Consider the following 17,296-nt stretch of genomic DNA (forward strand, 5'->3'; position numbering starts at 1 on the left):
TCACACATAACTCGTAAAAAGTTGATTAGCCTGTTCATGTATTTTCTTCAAATCTTCCTCTGCAAGACCGGCATCCGCTAATTTTTCTAAAAGCCCCGCTACAAATGAAAGCTTTTCTCTGTTTTTCAGATCAACGATCATTTCATCGAGTTCAACCTGTTCAACCGTAACGCCTGATTGCTCAAATAGCTCCTGGGCATACGGATGTGTTTTATAATCCTCAGCGTAATATACTGTTTTGATACCGGCTTGAATGATAGACTTACAGCATTGAATACACGGATAGTGCGTGACATATATCTCCGCTCCATCTGTCGGCACTCCAAATTTAGCGCATTGAAGTATCGCATTCATTTCCGCGTGAATCGTTCTCGCGCAATGATCGTCTATCATTAAGCATCCTTCGTCCGCGCAATGTACGCCGCCTGCGATTGACCCGTTATAGCCTCCTGCAATCATGCGTTTATCTCTGACAATGGTAGCGCCGACAGACAATCTCGGGCAGGTGCTGCGCAGTGCCAGTAAATGGCTTTGAGCCATAAAATATTGATTCCATGAAATTCGTTCCACGTTGTTCCCTCCAAATGTGTGTTGCCTGTTCTTTAGTTTACCTATCATCATGCATGACCGTCAATTCACTTTACTGTAATGGAAGACTTTATTTTTTCAAAAGATTTTTCGCCAATTCCCGAAACCTTTGTGATATCTTCAATTGTTTGGAAACGCCCGTTCTCTTCCCGATATGCAATAATCGCTTCAGCTTTTGAAGGCCCTACTCCCGAAATGTTTTGTAAATCCTCTAATGTTGCTGTATTGATATTGACCAATGTCTCCTTCCCCTTACTGCTTTGTACAGCGCCGCCGGCCGCTTGCTGCGCCGCCTCTTCTCCCTTACTCGGTATATACACCACTGTACCGTCCTGTAAAAGTTCCGCCAAATTCACTTGCGTTTCATCTGCTTTTTCACCAATGCCGCCTGCTTTCTCAATAGCCTGCGACACTCTGTCTCCCGTATGCATTTCATAAACGCCGGGATGCTTAACGGCGCCTTTTATATCAATTACAATATTTTCTTCCACTTTGTCTTTTGTTGCTTCCTGCTTGACCTCGGCATTTTCCTTTTCACTAGATACAACTTGTTTTACAGGCTCTTTGTTATGTCCGCTGAAAAAAAGAGGCAAAGAACTGCAATGAGAACAGCAGCAGAGCCCGCTGACATGATTATCGTTTTATGTTGGTTCAACCAATTCAACTTGCATACGCCCCGCTTTCGTCATATTTTGTTTCTTTATCACATATGGTTTAGAGGATAATAGCTCAAAGGAGGGGAAATCATTGAAGATTGGCTTTATCGGCACTGGAAATATGGGTACGATCCTTATAGAATCATTCATTGAATCACGAGCAGCCGATCCCTCAAACATCACAATCACAAACCGCACAATTGAAAAAGCGTTGAAGATAAAAAACCGCTACAACAGCTTAAACGTAACAGAGAGCCTTGAAAAGCTTGTTGCAGAAAATGAGATCATTTTCATCTGTGTAAAGCCGCTTGATATATATCCATTATTGTCAAGGGCAGTCCCTTATTTAACAAAGGATCACATTCTCATTTCAATTACAAGCCCGCTTCAGACTGATCAGCTGGAACAGTATGTGCCATGTCAGGTGGCACGAGTTATCCCGAGTATTACAAACCGGGCGCTTGCTGGCGTTTCTCTTGTCACCTACGGTAAAAGCTGCGGAGAGGCAGCAAAAACAAAAATCATCGAGCTGATGAAGCACATTTCTAATCCGCTGCAAATTGAAAGTGACATCACAAGAGTAGCGTCAGATATCGTAAGCTGCGGACCCGCTTTTATGAGCTATCTGATTCAACGATTTATAGATGCAGCCGTTACGGAAACGTCAGTGTCTAAAGAGGACGCTGTTCTCATGTGTAAAGAAATGCTTGTCGGGCTGGGAAAACTGTTAGAAACAGAATTGTATACCCTTCCTGCATTACAGGAAAAGGTTTGCGTAAAAGGCGGCGTGACAGGAGAAGGCATTAAAGCACTCGAAAGCGGTGTACAGGATATGTTTCATCGGGTGTTTCAAAATACGCATTTGAAGTACGAAGAGGATATTTCCGCGGTGAAGAAGCAGTTTCATGTGTAAACGAGTATGTCATAGCCGTTTGTTGTATGCAAAAGGGTAAAAAGGCATTTTAAAAACCATCGTCTTAGTAAACGATGGTTTTTGATTTCTGCGCTTTAAAGAACAGGCGTTCAGATTGTGGTGACGGCGCTGAATCGGTAAAATCAGCGGTAACCTTATGAAGCTGAAAGCCGCAGCTTGCCAGCATTTCTTCGTATTCATCCACTCGGAACGTTCTTTGCTCATGTGTTTCGTCGAAGCGGTCGTACGTCTCTCCGTTCCAAACAAAAAATGACATATCATGAATGGCGGAAAGCTCTTCACTTCCGGCAAAGCTTTGCCAAATATAGCTGATATCTTCGTCCTGATCAGCAAACGTGCTCCCAGGAAAAACCTCGGTTATTTTATACGATGAATGAACATCAAACAGCAATATGCCGTCGGGCTTCAGCACCTGAAATACACTTTTAAAGGTATTCATTACGTCATTTTTCGTTTTTAAATAATTCAAGGAGTCACAGCAGATCACAACCGCGTCAAACTGGCCTTCAAATCCGGTAATCTCTCTCATGTCCTGCTGAAGGAAAAGAATCGGCTGTTTAGCTGGTACTTTTTGCTGGGCGTAAGAGAGCATTTCTTCACTGAGATCAATCCCGGTGACTTCAAAACCTTTTTCGGCAAGCCGGATTGAAATCTCTCCGGTGCCGCATGCCAAATCGAGAATACGGCCTTTTTCCGGTAGAGATGCTTCAATCCATTTTGTCCATTTGTCGTAAGGTGCGTGAGACATTAACTCGTCATACACGCTTGCAAAGCCTTGGTAAATCATTGATTCAATCCAAGTTCCAGGTCTGCGAGCGGAGCGTCTCCCCACAGTTTTTCCAGGTTGTAATAGCTTCTTTCGTCCTTATGAAACACATGGGCAATGACATCCCCAAGGTCAACTAATACCCATCTTGCTTCATCGAAGCCTTCCATCTTTTTGACTTCAATGCCGTTTTCTTCAGCCTGGTCCTTGATTTCACGCGCAATGGCCTGCACTTGTTTGTCTGAATTACCGTGGCAGATCAGAAAATAATCCGCAACCAGAGAAATTCCTTCCATATCCAGTGCTAAAATATCCTCTGCCCGCTTATCGTCGCAAGCCGCAGCTGCAATCTTTAAAATGGACGTTTGATTCATTCACATATTCCTCCTGTTCATTTGCCAGACACAAGCCAGTTATAAGTTAAACATGTATCTGGGAAAACCTGTTGATTTTTTTTCATTAGAAAAATCATTGTATTTTTGATCGACTGAATCAATGCTTGATTCAAATCCGTTTCTGCAAGTTCACGCACCTCATCGACACCGGGAAATTTACGGCCTGGTTCAATATAATCAGCAACGTAAATGACTTTTTCCAAAAGCGTCATGCCCGGACGCCCAGAGGTATGATATCTGATCGCGTCAAGAATATCTTCGTCATGAATTCCCGCTTCTCTCTGGACTAGGTAAGCGCCGACCGGAGCATGCCACAGCTCCGGGTTGTGATCCAACAGATGCGCGGGCATTTTTTCTCTAGCTATAATTTGTTTCATTTCTTCTTTCGGGCGGAATTTGGCGTAATCATGAAAGATAGCCGCCGTTTCCGCTTTTTTGGAGTCGGCGCCAAAGCGCTCCGCAAGTTCAATCGCCGTGTTCATTACGCCAATTGTATGGATATATCGATGCTCGGTCAATTGCTGCTTGACGCAGGCAAGTGCCTCCTCACGATTCATATAAACCATTCTCCTCTACATACTTCTTCACTTTATCAGGGATTAAGTAGTCAGTGGGCTTCTTGCTTTTAAACCGTTCCCTTATCATAGTCGATGATACCTCAAACTCCGGAACGTCTGCAAAGAGAAGCGGATAAGGGGTTTCAACATGAAAACCGGGGCGCTTTACTCCGATAAATTGAATAAGGTTCAGCAGCTCGTCCAGCTTATACCATTTAGGCAGGTATTCAATCATGTCAGCACCGATAATAAAGAAAAGCTGATCATTCGGATATCGCTGCTTTAGTAAAGAAACGGTATCAAAGGTATATGACGGCCCTTCTCTTTCCATTTCAGCCAGCTGCAGCTTAAAGGATGGATTAGACTGAATAGCAAGCTTCAGCATTTCCACCCGATGAGTGCTGTCTGTATAGTCTTCATCCTGTTTATGCGGAGGAATTTGATTGGGCATAAACCAAATTTCGTCGAGCTCCGCCTGATACAGCACCTCATTCGCCATTAAAAGGTGACCGTTATGCGGAGGATCAAACGTGCCTCCGAAAATTCCGATTTTCTTCATTTCAACCACCTTAAGGAAGCTCGATTTGTTTATTTTCCTTTGATTCCTTATATAAAACAATCGTATTGCCGATCGTCTGAACCAACTGTGCGCGGCTTCCTTTTACAAGAGCTTCCGCAACATCATTTTTATCGTCTTCGCAGTTTTGAAGAACGCTGATTTTAATCAGCTCTCTCGCTTCAAGCGCTTCAGAAATTTGTTTAATCATGTTGTCATTGACTCCGCCCTTTCCTACTTGAAAAATCGGGCTTAAATGGTGCGCTTTTGAACGCAAGAAACGTTTTTGTTTTCCTGTTAACATTATTTTCCTCCTAATTTCCCTACTACAATAGATCTCATTTTTTCAACATCAGGCTCATGTCCCGTCCACAAGCGGAAAGACAATGCCGCCTGCTCAACAAACATGCCGACTCCATCCAGTGTTTTCAGACCTTTTTGCTTCGCTTCTTTTAATAGTGAAGTCTGAATCGGATTATACACGATATCGCAAACAACCGCACTGCTTGCAGCACGCTGCAATGAAAGCGGAATATCTTCCACGTTTGGATACATGCCTACAGATGTTGTATGGATCATTACATCATACTGCTCAAGCCGTTCTTCTGCTTCTTTTATGCTTAACACTTCTGCATTGCGGAACGAGGGAGCAGATTCTGCGAGCTGTTTGGCTTTTTCTATCGTTCGGTTGCAAATATCAAACTTTTCCGGATTGTCGCGGACGATCGTTGTAAAAATCGCTCTGGCTGCCCCGCCCGCGCCGATCATTAAGAAAGACAGTTCGGAGATTGGTTTGTCCAAAATTCTCATTAAAGATTTCACAAAGCCTTCTCCATCTGTATTATATCCGACAAGCTTGTCTCCTTCTCTTCTGACAGTGTTAACGGCACCAAGCACTTTTGCGCTCTCATCAATATGATCGAGATGATCCATGATGGAAACCTTGTGCGGAACAGTCACATTGATGCCTTGTACACCAAGAGCTCTTATCCCTTTTACCGCATCTTCCAGACTATTCTCTTCCACCTTAAATGCATGGTAGTGTCCGTCCAAACCAAGATCCTTCAAAGCCGCGTTATGGATATCCGGTGACATGGAATGCGCAATCGGATTTCCGATAACCCCGTACAGCTTCTTCATACTCCTCTCCCCTTTTTGTTAAATTAATGAGCGCCGAACAAATACGTGAACGCCTTTTGGCGCATAAGCCGTTATTTTTTTATTCGCGTCATGCACCGTTACCCAGCCTAACCCAGAGAAAACGATATCTGTCTTTTGCTCTTTCATCGTAAACGTATGGGCAACCAGCTCCGGAAACTCATCCATATCATCTTTTTCCGGCGGTGTGAGCAATTCTCCTGCGTGCTTTTCATAAAGCGCGTCTGCATTTTCCAGTTTCGTTCTGTGAATCATTAATTCATTCGGCATATAGCAGACAAAGGCAGCTCTTTCACCTGAAACATAATCAAACCTTGCCAGTCCGCCGAAATACAGCGTTTGCTGATCGTTTAGCTGGAATGTGCGCGGCTTCAGTTCCTTTTTGGGCGAGAGTACTTTTAAATCCTTTTTGTTTACATAGTGCGCCATTTGATGGTGATTGATGATTCCCGGTGTATCATAAAGCGCAGAGCCGTCATCTAACGGAATTTCAATAGCATCAAGAGTTGTGCCCGGGAATTGGGATGTCGTGATAATGTTGTCTTCACCTGACACTTCTTTAATAATCCGGTTAATGAACGTTGATTTTCCTACATTGGTACAGCCGACAACGTAAACATCCTTGCCGTTACGGTAATGCTCAATCGCATCAATGACTTCTCTGATTCCCTGGCCGCGTCCCGCACTGACCAAAAATACGTCAATCGGTTTTAAGCCAAGCTCTTTCGCCTCGCGCTTCATCCACTGGATCAGCCGTTCTCTTTTGAGCGATTTAGGCAGAATATCCGCCTTGTTTCCGACTAACAATATAGGATTGCCTCCGACTAAGCGCTGCAATCCATTAATCCAGCTGCCGTTAAAATCAAAAATATCAACAATTTTAACAACGAGAGAATCCGTTTCTCCAATTCCATGGAGGATGTTTAAAAAGTCATCATCCGTTAAGGAAACGTCTTGTATTTCATTGTAGTTTTTCAGTCTGAAGCAGCGCTGGCAAATTACACTTTCTTTAGAAAGCGAAGCCGGCGGCGCGTATCCCAGACCATTTTTGTCTTCGGTTTGGATTGTGACTCCGCAGCCGATACAAACAACCTTTTCCATTCTTACTCCTCCCACTGAATGTGCCCTTTTCGTTTGAGAGCACTCAGTATTCTGCGTTCGACCTGGCGGTTAAAGCGCGTAATAAAGCCATCCGAGGAAGCGACAGGCACGACCAGGATCGTATGGTAGCCGTTACGGTTCCCGCCGAGTACATCAGTCAGCAGCTGGTCTCCGATGACAACACAGTCCTCTTTTTTCAGCTCCATATTGCGCACTGCTCTATTAAAGGCTTTGCCCATCGGTTTTCTTGCTTTATAGATGAATGGTATGCCGAGCGGTTCCGAGAAAAGTTTTACTCTTCGCTCATTATTATTAGAGACAATCGTCACTTTAATGCCGTGCTCTTTCATTTCTTCAAACCACTCGATCAATCGCGGCGTCGCGTTTGGTCTGTCCCATTCAACAAGTGTATTATCCAGGTCAGTGATAATTCCTTTTACATTTCGTTCCTTTAATTTTTCAGGTGTAATATGAAAAATATTTTTAACAAACTCGTCAGGTAAAAAAAACTTTTTTAACAAAACCCGCACCCTTCCCTTTTCTTTCTCTTAAAATTCATGTCGAAAAAAATCGAACTTGCGCTTAAAGAAAAACTGAGCAAAAAAATTTCGACAAAAATTGGGTTTCTTCACCAGGTGTGGATAAATTTACACACACTATCCACTCTTATTACATCACTCTTTTGACAAATTATAAACACGATACTCACAAGTTATCCACTTTTTGGTGTGGATAACAGAACGATTGTTCTTATATGCAATTCATGGTAGATTAAAGATAATCTTCAGCTTCAGATGAACGCAACCTATAAATGTATGTCACAAAGTCATGAATGATTCCAACTATGAAGGAGGTGTCTCTCCCATTAATTGGGTTCCTAGCATGAGAAAATTGTCTGATGAATTATTAATAGAATCTTATTTCAAAGCCACCGAAATGAATTTAAACCGTGACTTTATCGAGTTAATCGAAAACGAAATAAAAAGAAGATCGCTCGGACATATTATTTCCGTATCTTCTTAATAGGAATTTGTCTATTTTTTCCGGGCGTATTTCCTTTTTTTACTCAGATGACTGATATTATATCACTTCAGTTACGCGCTTTACTACTGTTTTCAGCAAAAAACACCCCTAAAAAGAGGTGTTTTCAGGGCTGGATTTCATGTGAACCAATACACTCCGCCCACAATCAGGAGAACAACAATCAAAACAACGATAAAAGCGTATCCGTATGCTCTGCTTGCGCCATATGGCCAGCCGCCGAAAGGATACGTGTATAAATAACCGCTGTACATGTGAAGCGCGCCTCCTTAAAAATGTTTCTATAACAGCCTATGTAGGAGAAATAAAACGGCTTAGGCCTTTGTCCGGATCAGCGCTTCAGGACCTGCCCATCTTGTATTCCTTCATAAACTACCCTTGCCCCTTTAGGTGTCATATGATTGCCAGAAGGATCTATCAAGCCGGATTGGATAAGTGCTTCATCAGTAGCTTTTCCGCCGTCTGCTTCTATAAAGTGCTTCCAGTTGTCTACGAGAGGCACATTCATATGTTTCGCGACATCTCTTGTAATATCATTGTATGAGTTATGCCACTTTCTCGCCCCGCCTTTTGATTCAAAAGCAGCCGCTTTATACCTGGAATAGTAAAAGAGGTGACGCTTCCCGTTTCCTTCAATAATAGGGATACACGTCATTAAAACAGGCTTGATGCCGTGTTTTCTGCTTTCTTTTATAAAGTAAACCAGATTCTCTCTGAAACGCAGCTTTGACACTCTTGGCTTTCCTTCAGCCAGAATCCCAGCGTCATTAGTGCCAAACATAATAAAAAGATGCTTAGGTTTTTGATCGAGTACATCTGTTTGAAACCGTAAACGGGCATCTTCAGTCGTTTGTCCTCCAATTCCTGCGTTGAGAATATCAAGATTCCCGCGTTCAGCCGTTTTTAATACATTGACCCACTGCTGCGCTTTTGGATAGTCACGATAATCCCAATTAGAGCCGCGTGTATTGCTGTCACCAAACGCTACCACGTCTTCGTATCCTTTTCCTTCACATCCTGCTGTAACGAACAGCAGAAGGAAAAGGATGAACATATACTTCATCTTTACACCCCCAAAAGCTTCATCTTTATGTTATACCTCTGTTCTGTTTCATTCAACGCAGAGTTTTTTCGTTATAGCGTTCTCTCTATTGTTAACGTGTCCCTCTCAACTAAAATCATTCTGTTTCCAGTAAGGGGTGAGATATCTATTTCAGTTCCCGTCTTTTTCTGTGAAAAAACACTTCAGAGAGTTGAATGCAATAACCTGCTTCCGCCAGAGGAAACAGGCTATTGATTATCTCTGCATTTATTTTAATTTCGCTTTAAGCTTGGCCTTTGTTTTTGGTCCGTAAATACCATCAGCTTTTAATCCATTCATCAGCTGAAAACGTTTCACGGCATTTGCTGTTTTCGGTCCATAAATGCCGTCAATACCGTTATTCTTCGCGCCTTTATCGGGGTAAAAATGAAGGGCGGCTAAAGCCTTTTGCAGCTGAAGAACTTTAGTGCCTTTTCTATAAGGCGCAGTGAGTTTTATTACTCCTGATGGCAGAGGATAAGATTTGGGTGATTCTTTAGATGGCGTATCAGAGGAAGAAATTCCGTTTTTGAAAGCACTCCATTGATGTAAGAGTTTGCGGGGACATTCTTTTCCAGACCATTTTTTGTGGGGAACAACACGATCCAGCGAAATATTATGATCCTTCATTAATTTTTTGATCAGCCACTGCGCATTAGCTACTGCTTTGTCAAAATCGCCGTCTGCATTTTCACAGATTTCAATCCCGATTGATTTGCGATTCCCTGTCCCATTGATGCCGTCGCCAGCATGCCACCCGTTTTCAGTAAGAGGAAGATGCTGATAGATGTCTGAATCGTCTACTGTAAAATGCCAGCTGACAGATGTACTTGGGTTTTTCACATAATCAGCGTGCATTTTCGCATCGGCACCTTTGGCGGTATTTGCTGTATTGTGCACCGTAATATATGCAGGTGTCATCGCATAGCCGGGACGGTTATCGTTTGATTCTGGTATAAAATCCTTTTTTATCGCTACCATTTCTATCCCTCCCTACTATTAAAGAATGCAGCAACAAGAGAAATGGACAGCCTATTTTACTAGATAAAAAAGAATTGTATTTCCCCCCACTAATATTACAGTTGAACCACCGAAACGGTACAAGTTATACTAACGTAGATGCCGGAGATTCTGCCTCATGACATCGCCGCAAGTGTTGGGAGTGGATAATTGAAATGTTAAAAAAGACTTTAGGTATAATCTTGATCATCGCCGTAATTGCAGTCGGGTTTTATCAGAAAGAAGCTTGGCTTGATGCTATAAAAGCAGGCGGATTGATCTCCGTTTTATGTAGTATGCTGCTGATAGCCGCCGACGTCTTTTTCCCGATTGTGCCGTTTGCAATCATTGCAGCTTTAAATGGCGCTGTGTTCGGAATTGCAAATGGTGTTTGGATTACACTGTCCGGTTCAATGCTCGGTACAATATTGCTGTTTTTTCTCGCGAGGTACAGCTTTCGAGATTGGGCCAGAAAAAAAATAAAAGCTTATCCTGCTATACAAGGATACGAGGCTTCATTCGATAAAAATGCGTTTACCGCTGTTTTATTGGGAAGGCTGATCCCTGTTATCCCTTCTCTAGTCATGAACGTTGTATGCGGACTAAGCAGTGTTCGGTGGCATGTTTTTTTCTTCGCCTCTTTAATAGGAAAAATTCCAAACATTTTAGTTGTTACCATTGCCGGCGCCAATTTCTCCAGCAACAAATTGCTGTCTTTCAGTATTTACGGGGCCTACGTTCTGATCTTGATGCTAATCATATATATAAAGTTTCCTCATCTGGTAAAAGCGTCAAAAAAATAAGGGCGGCCCGCTTCGCCCCCTTACTTTTTTTCTGTTGCATGTCCTCCAAATTCATTACGGAGCGCAGCAACAACCTTTCCTGTAAACGTATCGTCTGTTAACGAACGGTATCTCATCAAGAGCGACATCGCGATCACCGGAGCTGCTGTCTGCAGATCTAGTGCCGTTTCCACTGTCCATTTCCCTTCCCCGGAGGAATGCATGACGCCTTTGATCTGATCCAGCCTCGCGTCTTTAGAAAAAGCGCGCTCAGTCAGCCCCATAAGCCACGACCTTATGACAGAGCCATGATTCCATACCCTTGCAACTTTCTCATAGTCAAATTCAAACGGACTGTTTTCCAGCACTTCAAATCCTTCACCAATGGCAGCCATCATTCCGTACTCAATGCCATTATGAATCATTTTCAAAAAGTGGCCGCTGCCCGCTTCTCCGGCATATAAATATCCATTTTCAACAGCAGTATCCCGAAACAGCGGCTCCGCGATACGCCATGCTTCCGGGTCTCCTCCAACCATATAACAAGCCCCGTGACGCGCTCCTTCCATTCCGCCCGAAGTTCCGGCGTCGAGATAATGAAGACCGGTTTCTTTCAATTGATTGTAGCGCCGTATCGATTCTTTATAATGAGAATTTCCAGCCTCAATGATAATATCCCCTTCGTTTAATAACGGTGCCACATCACTCAGTACAGCATCTACAACGCCATGCGGCACCATCACCCACAAAATTCGCGGCGTATCTAATAAAGAAATCAATTCTTTTATATTTGTTGTCCCCTCAGCTCCATATGATATCAGTTCATCAACAGCCGCTTGATTCACGTCATAACCGATTGCTTGATGATTGCGGTCGATCAATTGCTTTCCTATGTTTATGCCCATTTTCCCTAAGCCGATCAATCCTATTTTCATGTGAGTTCCTCCTGGTTGTCTAAACTCTAAAGCCATTACTCTTTATGTTCCCTGTGAACTGCTATGTGATACGTCCTGTTTTCTCAAATAAAAAACAAAAGCAGGCCGCGATCAGCAAGAGTCATTCCTTTTATCCCCAGTAACTTACTGCTCCGTGTCATATCGTTTCTGTATGAGCTTTATCATAAAGAAGGCTTGATAATCATTTGGCGGCTTCATGTATGACAGCAAAAATCGCGGCAACATGCTTGATTTCCTCTCTATTTAAGTTAAAATATGGGAAGGGAATTCAACTTATTTCTAGCTAAGAAGGTGACAACTTGCAGGATCAAACACAAACGATCATTGGAATGACGAAAACCGCGAAATGTTTATTATACGGTACACTTGCAATCATCGGTCTTCTCATTGGTTATTTTTTTCATCAGCTTGCGAAATGGGCATTATCCCTGCCGTGGATTCCATTAGAAGGCCCTCTTCGGCTTGTTACCTCTTTTTACGGATCACCGGTTAAGTTTATCACCGCGCTGCTTGGCCTGATTGCCGGTATATGGTTCGCTCATTCAATCATGAAATTGCTATTAACTGTACAGATTACAAACGACTCCGTAGCATTAATGAAAGGCAAGCATGTGCAAACGATCCACTCCGAAGACATTGCTCTGGTATTTATTGATCACAAACGGCTTGTCCTCTTAGGAACAGACGGATATGAACTGGCCCGTGAAGAAATAGATGAAAAACCTAAAAACATTGAGCAGGCCTTTAAAAAGCATCATTACGTGTGGTCGGCTGAAGGTGACCCGTTTAAAGATAAATTTCGGCGATGGGTACCTGAATCACCCGATCTCTCTCCAAGCGCTCATGCTATATTGAAGGCTCGTCAGAAAGCACTGAAAGAAGAGGAAACAGACGACATTGAAGATTTCCGTCTTGAACTCGCAAAGATCGGAATTGTTGTACGTGAAGAAGGAACACGCCAGTATTGGCGAAAAGCAGAATCGTATCCTCCTCAGGAGAATCAGCCTAGCGGCAAAATAGGATCATAGCAAAAGAGGCTCAGAATTGAGCCTCTTCTTTTATTACTGAACAATAAACAACACTTTGGTGCCATCCGGATAACTGCTCATTTGATTTCCTACCCATGAACCGGCGCCGCGATTATCAGAAGGCGTTACATATCGGACATCGGCTCCGGCGCCTCCTTCTTCACAAACTGCCATCGGCCATTCATCCCGATCGTAGCCAGGCTTCGTCGGAATTCCTTTTAATGACTCCTCCCGCCTTTTGTCCGCCCCCTCACGATCAATTGTACATATATCAGAATGTCCTTCGGCAATCGCATCTTTTATATGATCCCCGGTTTCCGGATAACGAGACAACGGAAAGTATAAAATTTTGTCATATAAAGCAGCCCCCTTGACCTGTTGCGGAGCCGTCATATCCTTTCCCAACAAACAAAGAAAAACCGCTGCCGCCAGAAGAAGCATTGCCATCCATCTTTTCATCCTCATCCCCCCATACGGTTTCGTTCATTTAAATGTATGGGGGCAGCGTAAAGATTATTTTAAAAAACAAAACCTAAGCTCTCCATTGAGAAATTTCCCGGTACAGACACAGACAGCCTTCCGATCACATACATTGACATATAGGCTTTTGCCTACATAATCATGTGGAGGTGACGATGGTGACAGGTGTTTTCGCAGCGCTCGGTTTTGTAGTTAAAGAGCTTGTCTTTTTAGTATCTTACGTGAAAAACAATGCCTTTCCACAACCGCTCTCAAGCAGCGAGGAAAAAAAATACTTAGAGCTCATGGCTAAAGGGGATGAACATGCCAGAAACATGCTGATTGAGCATAATCTTCGCTTGGTCGCCCATATTGTAAAAAAGTTTGAAAATACAGGTGAAGACGCAGAGGACTTAATCTCCATCGGAACAATCGGGCTGATCAAAGGAATTGAAAGCTATTCCGCCGGAAAAGGGACAAAACTGGCGACGTATGCTGCACGGTGTATTGAAAATGAAATCCTCATGCATTTGCGTGCATTAAAAAAAACAAAAAAAGACGTCTCCCTTCATGATCCGATCGGGCAGGATAAGGAAGGGAATGAAATAAGCCTGATCGATGTCCTGAAATCAGAAAATGAAGACGTGATTGATACGATCCAGCTCAATATGGAGCTTGAAAAAGTGAAGCAATACATTGACATTTTAGATGACCGTGAGAAGGAAGTGATTGTCGGGCGGTTTGGGCTTGATTTAAAGAAGGAAAAAACGCAGCGTGAGATTGCCAAAGAACTCGGTATTTCGCGCAGCTATGTATCGCGGATTGAGAAACGGGCGCTGATGAAGATGTTTCATGAGTTTTATCGGGCGGAGAAGGAAAAGCGGAAGAAAGCGAAGGGGAAATAATTTAGCAAAGGCCGGATCGGACATTCCGGCTTTTCTATATTTTCACTAAAGTTTCTTTTAAAAGAAATAGAGAAAGAATAGATGAAAGAGTTATGAAAAGCATTTTTTGCATACTAATAAGCTATATGAGAAAGACAATCTGGATCATACAGATAACTTGATTATGAATTCTTTAATCGCATCGTCCCTGCTTTCTTTATACAGGCCTCGATCTGGGTGTAGTTGCTCGATCCCTTGATCGCTTGTTTCTCGGTCGATACCCTTATATACATTGCCATCACTCTGGATCTTCTTCCTATCAAGTTTTATTAAATAATGAGAGGAATCGTTCATGCATTTGTCAGCTTGCGGTCCCTCGATGAGTATCACCTTCAAAAATGCATCACACCTTGGGTAATGCTATGTAATAACTGTTTGTCCTAATGAGGTGATTTTCAAAATGAAAACAGATAAAAACCGATAGTTTGAAACCATCGGTTTTTTCTAGAATATTTACTAAATCCACTAGGCCCTAAATAAAGTGTAAGTATATTTTCAGTTACAGAAGCCCATTATTTCAAGCAATTGAAGTAATTCATTACACTCGATTGCATGATTTTATATTCATTTTGGGCATAAGTTTTAAATGAAGCTTAATCATTATCTAAATGTGTTTTCAACTACAATTTACCGGTTAAAAATTGGGCCTCCCCAAGTCCAAAACTCCAGTCAGCATTATCATTTTCAACAATAGATACAATTAAATCAGTTGATGCGATATCACACTCAGATTCCAGTCTTTCGGCTAACAGATTGTAGAATTTTTGTTTCTTCTCTTCCGGTCGGGATTTACTTGTAACAGAAAGAACAACAAGATTTTTGGTTCGTTTAAATCCTAAGCCAGTATCCTCAATAATCATATGATCTTCTGGATGTTCATGAACAATTTGATAACGGTCCTGTTGAGGCACATCAAAAGCCTCTACCACAACATTGTGAGTGACATCTAGAAGTTTTTTTAAACTTGATTTATCTCGCCCTTCTATTAAGTCAAAACGAAGTAATGGCATAAAATTTCCTCCTTCTACTACAAATCAACAGTCTTTTTAATTTCTATTCGTTAATGTGTAGCTGTGTCCAAGCAGTTGAGTAGCTACTACATAATGTGTTATTTTTTACTCTTACTACATTAGGTTAAAATAATTTCACAATAGCCCTTCCTCTTGATTGTCCTTTTAATTCTGTTGTTAGTCGTTCCCATGTTATGATGCGTATTTCCATTGGACAATATACAGAATCAACTTCGAGCAAATTAACCATTTCTTTAATAGCCTTATCTGTATTTTTCTAAGCCTTAGATTACATTAAATTCTCCTGTCGTATATAATTCAAAATTAAGATGTTAGACATCTTAAAATTAGGTATCGCTTTTCAGGAGAACTCATGATGAATATTCAATTGATGAAAGTTTTTCTAATTACTGCAAGGACATGTTAATGTTTCACAGGTTGTTAACTCTGAATTTTTAAAACATCTAATTTCTTCGGCTTTCTATTCACAAAATAAATACTCATAGTAACCATAATTATGCCCACCAGAATATTTAAAGTAATTGGTTCATTTAAAAAAAGTGCTCCAATAATTAATGCAACGATTGGTATAACAAACATGTATGATGCTACTTTACTCGCCTCTCCATGTCTAACTAACGTGAAGTAAATGAACCACCCCAAGGCAATGACTAGAATACCACCAAATAATAAGCCAAACATATAGGAAAAATTCAATTGGATATCTCTCCAATTTTCTATAGAAGCACCAATAGCCGTTAGTATAATACCTCCAATGATAAACTGAACAATGATCATACTTAATATATCTACCCTCTGTTCTATTTTTTTAGCGTAGACTGTGCCAATCGCCCAACTTACTGCTGTACCCAAGGCAAGTAAAACACCCACAATTGAAATATCCCCTGAAAAGCTTCCTTCGCTAATCACCAATTCACCTATAATGCCCAACATCAAACCAATGAGCTTGAATTTTGTCATTTTCTCTTGAAGCCATATCCAAGCCATAATTCCAACTAATACTGGCTGAAGGAAAACAATAACTGAAAATAAACCAGAAGGTAAATAATTTAGTCCAATTGTTTGGAGTCCGTAATAAAGAATAACATTAAATATAGTGGATATTGAATATATGCCCCAATTCTCTCTCAGATTCAAATTTCTCAGTTTCGGCAAAAAAATAATCAATAGAATTATTCCCCCCAGAAAAGTTCTCATGCCTGAGAACAGAAAAGGAGGTGTATACTCTAAAGCAATCTTTGTAACGGGCCAATTCAAACTCCAAATAATAACAAGGGAAATAATAAGAATAACCCCTTGTTTCGGTGATACAGCCTTCAACCGTCTCTCTCCTTTAAAAATTAAATGTCTTTTGCAAAAGGTTTATCCTCGAACCGTGACCACGAATTTATATAACATTCATTTTTTCCATGAAGTTCAAAATCAATTTTCCGATTTCATCCGCATGTGTTTCCAATGCAAAATGTCCAGAATCTAATAAATGAATCTCGGAATCGGGCAAATCTTTTTTAAAGGCTAAAGCACCTTGAGGAATAAACGAAACATCATTTTTGCCCCATGTTGCCAATAAAGGTGGTTGATATTCGCGTAAATATTGTTGAAATGCCGGATAAAGCTTCACGTTATTTTTATAATCGAAAATTAAATCTAATTGTTTTTCGTCAATTCCCGGTCGAGACATATATAAAATATCAAGAGTATATCCATCTGGCGATACTTGATTATTTTGTGTCCCATCAAGATACTGATTTTTAATTGTTTTCGGTGCAAATGCTGTACGGTAGCTATCCCTTTTTTCCTGTGTAGGATTTTCCCAATAATCTTCCCGCTCAGCCCATTTTTTACCCAACCCTTCACGATAGACGTTCCCATTTTGACTAATTATTGCCGTGACGCGTTCCGGGTCTTTCATAGCTAAACGAAAGCCAATGGGCGCGCCATAATCAAAGACATAAAGGGCATATTTCTTTAGACTAAGTCTATCAACGAAAGCTGCAACAATTTCAGTGATGTGATCAAATGTATATTCAAACTTTTCTCTATCGGGTGAGGCCGTGTTACCAAAACCCGGGTAATCAGGCGCAATTACATAATAGTGATTTTTTAGAATGGGTATCAGTTCACGGAACATATGACTTGATGTTGGAAAACCATGAAGCAATAAAATGACTGGTTTTTCAGGATCTCCAGCCTTACGATAAAATACATTTATACCCTCTATTTCAACAAAATGATATGTTGTCATTTATATCCCTCCTGTGCAA

The 17,296-nt window shown here is 41.5% G+C and carries 22 protein-coding genes and 2 pseudogenes; 5 read left to right on the top strand and 19 right to left on the bottom strand.

The annotated features are described in order from the left end of the window. Together AU387_RS08460 and AU387_RS08465 are read right to left on the bottom strand one after the other, a co-directional pair. Positions 1–570 (bottom strand): ComE operon protein 2, encoded by a 570-nt coding sequence (locus AU387_RS08460; RefSeq protein ID WP_044154488.1) that lies wholly within the window; start codon positions 568–570, stop codon positions 1–3. Between the two features lie 65 nt (positions 571–635). Next, positions 636–1,252 (bottom strand): annotated as a pseudogene (locus AU387_RS08465) (helix-hairpin-helix domain-containing protein). Between the two features lie 83 nt (positions 1,253–1,335). Between AU387_RS08465 and comER the strand changes: the two are divergent. Continuing rightward, a complete protein-coding gene (comER, locus tag AU387_RS08470) occupies positions 1,336–2,157 on the top strand; it encodes a late competence protein ComER (RefSeq protein WP_059335445.1) in 822 nt (273 codons plus the stop codon). A gap of 64 nt (positions 2,158–2,221) precedes the next feature. Here the strand turns inward: comER and AU387_RS08475 are convergent, their stop codons facing one another. From AU387_RS08475 to AU387_RS08510, 8 genes are read right to left on the bottom strand one after another with little or no spacing between them, the layout of a single operon-like run. Next, positions 2,222–2,965, bottom strand: a complete 744-nt coding sequence (locus tag AU387_RS08475) for a class I SAM-dependent DNA methyltransferase (RefSeq protein WP_059335446.1) — start codon at positions 2,963–2,965, stop codon at positions 2,222–2,224. Then, positions 2,962–3,318 carry a ribosome silencing factor gene (rsfS, locus tag AU387_RS08480; RefSeq protein ID WP_044154484.1) on the bottom strand — a complete coding sequence of 119 codons (357 nt, stop codon included), beginning with the start codon at positions 3,316–3,318 and terminating at the stop codon, positions 2,962–2,964. The genes AU387_RS08475 and rsfS overlap by 4 nt, the downstream gene beginning before the upstream one ends. A gap of 17 nt (positions 3,319–3,335) precedes the next feature. Beyond that, positions 3,336–3,896 carry a bis(5'-nucleosyl)-tetraphosphatase (symmetrical) YqeK gene (gene yqeK / locus AU387_RS08485; protein ID WP_024122116.1) on the bottom strand — a complete coding sequence of 187 codons (561 nt, stop codon included), beginning with the start codon at positions 3,894–3,896 and terminating at the stop codon, positions 3,336–3,338. Then, positions 3,886–4,455 carry a nicotinate-nucleotide adenylyltransferase gene (locus AU387_RS08490; protein ID WP_010335014.1) on the bottom strand — a complete coding sequence of 190 codons (570 nt, stop codon included), beginning with the start codon at positions 4,453–4,455 and terminating at the stop codon, positions 3,886–3,888. The genes yqeK and AU387_RS08490 overlap by 11 nt, the downstream gene beginning before the upstream one ends. A 10-nt stretch (positions 4,456–4,465) precedes the next feature. Further along, the gene (gene yhbY / locus AU387_RS08495) at positions 4,466–4,756 is read right to left on the bottom strand and encodes a ribosome assembly RNA-binding protein YhbY (RefSeq protein ID WP_024122118.1); all 291 of its coding nucleotides are present in this window, start codon (positions 4,754–4,756) and stop codon (positions 4,466–4,468) included. Beyond that, positions 4,756–5,592: a shikimate dehydrogenase gene (aroE, locus tag AU387_RS08500; protein WP_059335447.1), complete on the bottom strand. Its 837-nt coding sequence runs from the start codon at positions 5,590–5,592 to the stop codon at positions 4,756–4,758. Before aroE ends, yhbY begins: the two co-directional genes overlap by 1 nt. Before the next feature lie 18 nt (positions 5,593–5,610). After that, complete coding sequence (yqeH, locus tag AU387_RS08505; protein ID WP_059335448.1) at positions 5,611–6,711, bottom strand: ribosome biogenesis GTPase YqeH; 1,101 nt, start codon at positions 6,709–6,711, stop codon at positions 5,611–5,613. A 2-nt stretch (positions 6,712–6,713) separates the two neighbouring features. Further along, entirely contained in the window at positions 6,714–7,232 is a 519-nt protein-coding gene (locus AU387_RS08510; RefSeq protein ID WP_003226126.1) for a YqeG family HAD IIIA-type phosphatase, read from the bottom strand. A gap of 361 nt (positions 7,233–7,593) precedes the next feature. Between AU387_RS08510 and sda the strand changes: the two genes are divergently transcribed. Next, a complete protein-coding gene (gene sda, locus AU387_RS08515) occupies positions 7,594–7,734 on the top strand; it encodes a sporulation histidine kinase inhibitor Sda (protein ID WP_003226124.1) in 141 nt (46 codons plus the stop codon). Positions 7,735–7,871: 137 nt separating this feature from the next. Here the strand turns inward: sda and AU387_RS22185 are convergent, their stop codons facing one another. The 3 genes from AU387_RS22185 to AU387_RS08525 all read right to left on the bottom strand — a co-directional run bounded on the left by AU387_RS22185 (position 7,872) and on the right by AU387_RS08525 (position 9,814). Next, a complete protein-coding gene (locus AU387_RS22185) occupies positions 7,872–8,006 on the bottom strand; it encodes a hypothetical protein (RefSeq protein ID WP_010335019.1) in 135 nt (44 codons plus the stop codon). Between the two features lie 77 nt (positions 8,007–8,083). Continuing rightward, positions 8,084–8,815 carry an SGNH/GDSL hydrolase family protein gene (locus tag AU387_RS08520; protein ID WP_059335449.1) on the bottom strand — a complete coding sequence of 244 codons (732 nt, stop codon included), beginning with the start codon at positions 8,813–8,815 and terminating at the stop codon, positions 8,084–8,086. Between the two features lie 246 nt (positions 8,816–9,061). After that, the gene (locus AU387_RS08525; RefSeq protein WP_059335450.1) at positions 9,062–9,814 is read right to left on the bottom strand and encodes a peptidoglycan recognition protein family protein; all 753 of its coding nucleotides are present in this window, start codon (positions 9,812–9,814) and stop codon (positions 9,062–9,064) included. Positions 9,815–10,008: 194 nt separating this feature from the next. Here AU387_RS08525 and AU387_RS08530 point away from each other — a divergent pair, with 194 nt between their 5' ends. After that, positions 10,009–10,635 carry a TVP38/TMEM64 family protein gene (locus AU387_RS08530; RefSeq protein WP_059335451.1) on the top strand — a complete coding sequence of 209 codons (627 nt, stop codon included), beginning with the start codon at positions 10,009–10,011 and terminating at the stop codon, positions 10,633–10,635. Between the two features lie 20 nt (positions 10,636–10,655). Here the strand turns inward: AU387_RS08530 and gnd are convergent, their stop codons facing one another. Further along, a complete protein-coding gene (gene gnd, locus AU387_RS08535) occupies positions 10,656–11,549 on the bottom strand; it encodes a phosphogluconate dehydrogenase (NAD(+)-dependent, decarboxylating) (protein ID WP_059335452.1) in 894 nt (297 codons plus the stop codon). Between the two features lie 320 nt (positions 11,550–11,869). Between gnd and AU387_RS08540 the strand changes: the two genes are divergently transcribed. Further along, positions 11,870–12,598, top strand: coding sequence for a YqeB family protein (locus tag AU387_RS08540; RefSeq protein WP_044154478.1), 729 nt, complete (start codon positions 11,870–11,872; stop codon positions 12,596–12,598). A gap of 33 nt (positions 12,599–12,631) precedes the next feature. Here AU387_RS08540 and AU387_RS08545 read toward each other — a convergent pair whose 3' ends face one another. Then, positions 12,632–13,057 (bottom strand): NucA/NucB deoxyribonuclease domain-containing protein, encoded by a 426-nt coding sequence (locus AU387_RS08545; RefSeq protein WP_059335453.1) that lies wholly within the window; start codon positions 13,055–13,057, stop codon positions 12,632–12,634. A 176-nt stretch (positions 13,058–13,233) separates the two neighbouring features. Here AU387_RS08545 and sigK point away from each other — a divergent pair, with 176 nt between their 5' ends. Then, on the top strand, positions 13,234–13,962 hold the full coding sequence (sigK, locus tag AU387_RS08550; protein ID WP_013308023.1) for an RNA polymerase sporulation sigma factor SigK: 729 nt from the start codon (positions 13,234–13,236) through the stop codon (positions 13,960–13,962). Positions 13,963–14,144: 182 nt separating this feature from the next. Here the strand turns inward: sigK and AU387_RS21130 are convergent. From AU387_RS21130 to AU387_RS08570, 4 genes and pseudogenes are all read right to left on the bottom strand, one after another. Continuing rightward, positions 14,145–14,243, bottom strand: a pseudogene (locus AU387_RS21130) (recombinase family protein); the annotation flags it as partial. Between the two features lie 378 nt (positions 14,244–14,621). Further along, positions 14,622–15,011, bottom strand: coding sequence for a tautomerase family protein (locus AU387_RS08560; protein WP_059335455.1), 390 nt, complete (start codon positions 15,009–15,011; stop codon positions 14,622–14,624). 441 nt (positions 15,012–15,452) lie between these two features. Beyond that, on the bottom strand, positions 15,453–16,352 hold the full coding sequence (locus tag AU387_RS08565; RefSeq protein WP_059335456.1) for a DMT family transporter: 900 nt from the start codon (positions 16,350–16,352) through the stop codon (positions 15,453–15,455). Between the two features lie 67 nt (positions 16,353–16,419). Further along, positions 16,420–17,277 carry an alpha/beta fold hydrolase gene (locus AU387_RS08570; protein WP_059335457.1) on the bottom strand — a complete coding sequence of 286 codons (858 nt, stop codon included), beginning with the start codon at positions 17,275–17,277 and terminating at the stop codon, positions 16,420–16,422. Positions 17,278–17,296 lie beyond the last annotated feature (19 nt).

Origin of the sequence: Bacillus halotolerans (genome assembly GCF_001517105.1) — a bacterium.
GTDB classification, from domain to species: Bacteria; Bacillota; Bacilli; order Bacillales; family Bacillaceae; genus Bacillus; species Bacillus halotolerans.

Excerpts from the sequence above, each read along its gene's own strand:
- sigK (WP_013308023.1), top strand. The coding sequence starts at position 13,234 with ATGGTGACAGGTGTTTTCGCAGCGCTCGGTTTTGTAGTTAAAGAGCTT.
- AU387_RS22185 (WP_010335019.1), bottom strand. The coding sequence starts at position 8,006 with ATGTACAGCGGTTATTTATACACGTATCCTTTCGGCGGCTGGCCATAT.
- AU387_RS08520 (WP_059335449.1), bottom strand. The coding sequence starts at position 8,815 with ATGAAGTATATGTTCATCCTTTTCCTTCTGCTGTTCGTTACAGCAGGA.
- yqeK (WP_024122116.1), bottom strand. The coding sequence starts at position 3,896 with ATGAATCGTGAGGAGGCACTTGCCTGCGTCAAGCAGCAATTGACCGAG.
- AU387_RS08475 (WP_059335446.1), bottom strand. The coding sequence starts at position 2,965 with ATGATTTACCAAGGCTTTGCAAGCGTGTATGACGAGTTAATGTCTCAC.
- AU387_RS08545 (WP_059335453.1), bottom strand. The coding sequence starts at position 13,057 with ATGAAAAGATGGATGGCAATGCTTCTTCTGGCGGCAGCGGTTTTTCTT.
- aroE (WP_059335447.1), bottom strand. The coding sequence starts at position 5,592 with ATGAAGAAGCTGTACGGGGTTATCGGAAATCCGATTGCGCATTCCATG.
- yhbY (WP_024122118.1), bottom strand. The coding sequence starts at position 4,756 with ATGTTAACAGGAAAACAAAAACGTTTCTTGCGTTCAAAAGCGCACCAT.
- rsfS (WP_044154484.1), bottom strand. The coding sequence starts at position 3,318 with ATGAATCAAACGTCCATTTTAAAGATTGCAGCTGCGGCTTGCGACGAT.
- sda (WP_003226124.1), top strand. The coding sequence starts at position 7,594 with ATGAGAAAATTGTCTGATGAATTATTAATAGAATCTTATTTCAAAGCC.
- gnd (WP_059335452.1), bottom strand. The coding sequence starts at position 11,549 with ATGAAAATAGGATTGATCGGCTTAGGGAAAATGGGCATAAACATAGGA.
- yqeH (WP_059335448.1), bottom strand. The coding sequence starts at position 6,711 with ATGGAAAAGGTTGTTTGTATCGGCTGCGGAGTCACAATCCAAACCGAA.
- AU387_RS08530 (WP_059335451.1), top strand. The coding sequence starts at position 10,009 with ATGTTAAAAAAGACTTTAGGTATAATCTTGATCATCGCCGTAATTGCA.
- AU387_RS08525 (WP_059335450.1), bottom strand. The coding sequence starts at position 9,814 with ATGGTAGCGATAAAAAAGGATTTTATACCAGAATCAAACGATAACCGT.
- AU387_RS08490 (WP_010335014.1), bottom strand. The coding sequence starts at position 4,455 with ATGAAGAAAATCGGAATTTTCGGAGGCACGTTTGATCCTCCGCATAAC.
- AU387_RS08560 (WP_059335455.1), bottom strand. The coding sequence starts at position 15,011 with ATGCCATTACTTCGTTTTGACTTAATAGAAGGGCGAGATAAATCAAGT.
- AU387_RS08570 (WP_059335457.1), bottom strand. The coding sequence starts at position 17,277 with ATGACAACATATCATTTTGTTGAAATAGAGGGTATAAATGTATTTTAT.